Annotated in this window: 2 protein-coding genes; both read left to right on the top strand. The window is 63.0% G+C overall.

All coding sequences use genetic code 11. The features are described from left to right. Positions 1-178: 178 nt before the first annotated feature. Positions 179-1,741 carry an ATP-binding protein gene (locus tag CKO23_RS24285; protein WP_200336008.1) on the top strand — a complete coding sequence of 521 codons (1,563 nt, stop codon included), beginning with the start codon at positions 179-181 and terminating at the stop codon, positions 1,739-1,741. A 35-nt stretch (positions 1,742-1,776) separates the two neighbouring features. After that, the coding region (locus CKO23_RS24280) for an ATP-binding protein (RefSeq protein ID WP_200336006.1) at positions 1,777-2,566 on the top strand (790 nt) is incomplete at its 3' end.

The raw sequence follows: 2,566 nt of genomic DNA, 5'->3' as shown, positions 1-2,566 counted from the left end.
AGCAGATCAAGGATCGCGGCTATGCCGACAAGTACCGCGCGGACGCTCAGCCGATCCACCTCATCGGGGTGGAGTTCAGCCGCGAGCGGCGCGCGGTGGTCGGCTTCGAGGTGGAGACGCTGACCGCGGGGGCGATGGACTAGAATCAGAGGCCGAGTCGCCATCCAGGAGCGCCGCCATGGCCCGTCTGAAACTGCCCATTGGAATCCAGACCTTCTCCAAGTTGCGCGAAGGCGGCTGCTACTACGTCGACAAGACGCCGCTGATGCTCAAGCTCGTCGAGGAAGGCACGCATTACTTCCTCTCGCGCCCGCGCCGTTTCGGCAAGTCGCTGCTGCTCGACACCCTCGCGGAGCTGTTCGAGGGGAACGAGCCGCTGTTTCGCGGGCTCCATGCCCACGATCGGTGGGATTGGTCGCGCCGGGCGCCGGTCATCCGACTGAGCTTTGCCGAGGGGGTGCTGCACAGCGCCGAGGCGTTGGATCAACGCATCCACGGCATGCTGCGCGAGCAGATGCAACGCCTGGAGATCACGACAGAGGATGACTCCATCGTCGGCCGTTTCATCGAGTTGATCCGCCAGGCCCACGCCCTCACCGGCGAGCGGGTGGTGGTGCTGGTCGATGAGTACGACAAGCCGATCCTCGACAACCTGACCCGCCCTGAGATCGCCCGCGAGATGCGCGATGGGCTGCGCAACCTCTATTCGGTCATCAAGGGCCAGGATGCGCATATCCGTTTCGCTTTCCTGACCGGGGTCAGCAAGTTCAGCAAGGTCAGTATTTTTTCTGGGCTGAACAACCTCAGCGATATCACCATCGATCCCGGGTACTCAGCGCTATGCGGCTACACCCAGCGGGATCTGGAGACCGTCTTCGCCCCCGAGCTGGATGGCTTGGATCTAGACGAGATCCGCCGCTGGTACAACGGCTATAACTGGACGGGCGAGTCGGTCTACAACCCCTTCGACGTGCTCTTGCTCTTCCAGAAGCGCCAGTTCCGTCCCTGGTGGTTCGAGACCGGTACGCCGAGCTTCCTCATCGATGTGCTCACGCGCCGTCATCAGTATGTGCCTCGCCTGGGACAGCAGATCGTGCTGGAGAGCCTGCTCTCGCGCTTCGATGTCGATGACATGCCGAGCGAGGCGCTGCTCTTTCAGTCCGGCTACCTCACCATCGACCGGGCGGAGTGGACGGGGGAGCGTTATCTCTATCACTTGCGCTATCCCAACCTGGAGGTACGCATGGGGCTGACGGAGCAACTGCTCTATGCCCTGACGGCGAGCGGGGAGGCGACCGGCGAGCACCTCTACCGGCTGCGTCAATGCCTGGCGGCGAACGATTTTCCCAGCTTGGCCGGGCGGATCGAGTCACTGTTCGCGGGGATTCCGAGCGACTGGTATCGCAACAACCCGATCGCCCAGTACGAGGGCTATTACGCGAGCGTCTTCTACGCCGCCTTCGCCGCGCTCGCGCTGGACGTACGCCCGGAAGACGCCAGCAACCAGGGTCGGCTCGACATGGCGTTGCGCTTCAACGGCCAGGTGTATCTGTTCGAATTCAAGGTCGTCGAGCGAGAGCCGGAAGGTCGGGCGCTGCAGCAGATCAAGGATCGCGGCTATGCCGACAAGTACCGCGCGGACGCTCAGCCGATCCACCTGATCGGGGTGGAGTTCAGCCGCGAGCGGCGCGCGGTGGTCGGCTTCGAGGTGGAGACGCTGACCGCCGGGGCGATCGACTAGAATCAGAGGCCGAGTCGCCATCCAGGAGCGCCGCCATGGCCCGTCTGAAACTGCCCATTGGAATCCAGACCTTCCGTGAGATCCGCGAGGAGGGCTGCTACTACGTCGATAAGACCGCCCTGGCCCTGAAGCTGATCGCGGAAGGGAAGTCTTACTTCCTCTCGCGCCCGCGCCGCTTCGGCAAGTCGCTGCTGCTCGACACCCTCGCGGAGCTGTTCGAGGGGAACGAGCCGCTGTTTCGCGGGCTCCATGCCCATGATCGGTGGGATTGGTCGCGCCGGGCGCCGGTCATTCGCTTGAGTTTTGGCGGGGGCGTGGTGCGGAGCCGCGCCGAGTTGGATCGGCGGATCCTCAATCTCCTGGAGCGCAACCGCGTCGCGCTTGGACTCAGCTGCCAAGACAGCACGGACGTGGTCGGTTGCTTCAGCGAGATGATCGAGCAGGCGCATGCCGCGACGGGCGAGCGGGTGGTGGTACTGGTCGATGAGTATGACAAGCCGATCCTCGACAATCTCGCTTGGCTGGAGGTTGGGCGTGAGATGCGCGATGGTCTGCGCAATCTTTACTCCGTGATCAAGGACTCGGACGCCCACATCCGTTTCGCTTTCCTCACCGGGGTGAGCAAGTTCAGCAAGGTGAGCATCTTCTCAGGGCTGAACAACCTCAACGACATCACGGTCGATGCCGAGTATTCCGCACTCTGCGGCTATACCGAGCATGATCTCGACACCGTCTTCGCACCCGAAGTTGAGGGACTGGATCGCGACGAGATCCGCCGTTGGTACAACGGCTACAACTGGACTGGGGAATCGGTCTACAACCCCT

This window comes from Thiocystis violacea (genome assembly GCF_016583565.1).
GTDB classification, from domain to species: Bacteria; Pseudomonadota; Gammaproteobacteria; order Chromatiales; family Chromatiaceae; genus Thiorhodococcus; species Thiorhodococcus violaceus_A.
This window is presented reverse-complemented; position numbering and strand designations above follow the sequence as displayed.

Bases quoted from the DNA above. Each gene is read 5' to 3' on its own strand.
- CKO23_RS24285 (WP_200336008.1), top strand. From the start codon at position 179: ATGGCCCGTCTGAAACTGCCCATTGGAATCCAGACCTTCTCCAAGTTG.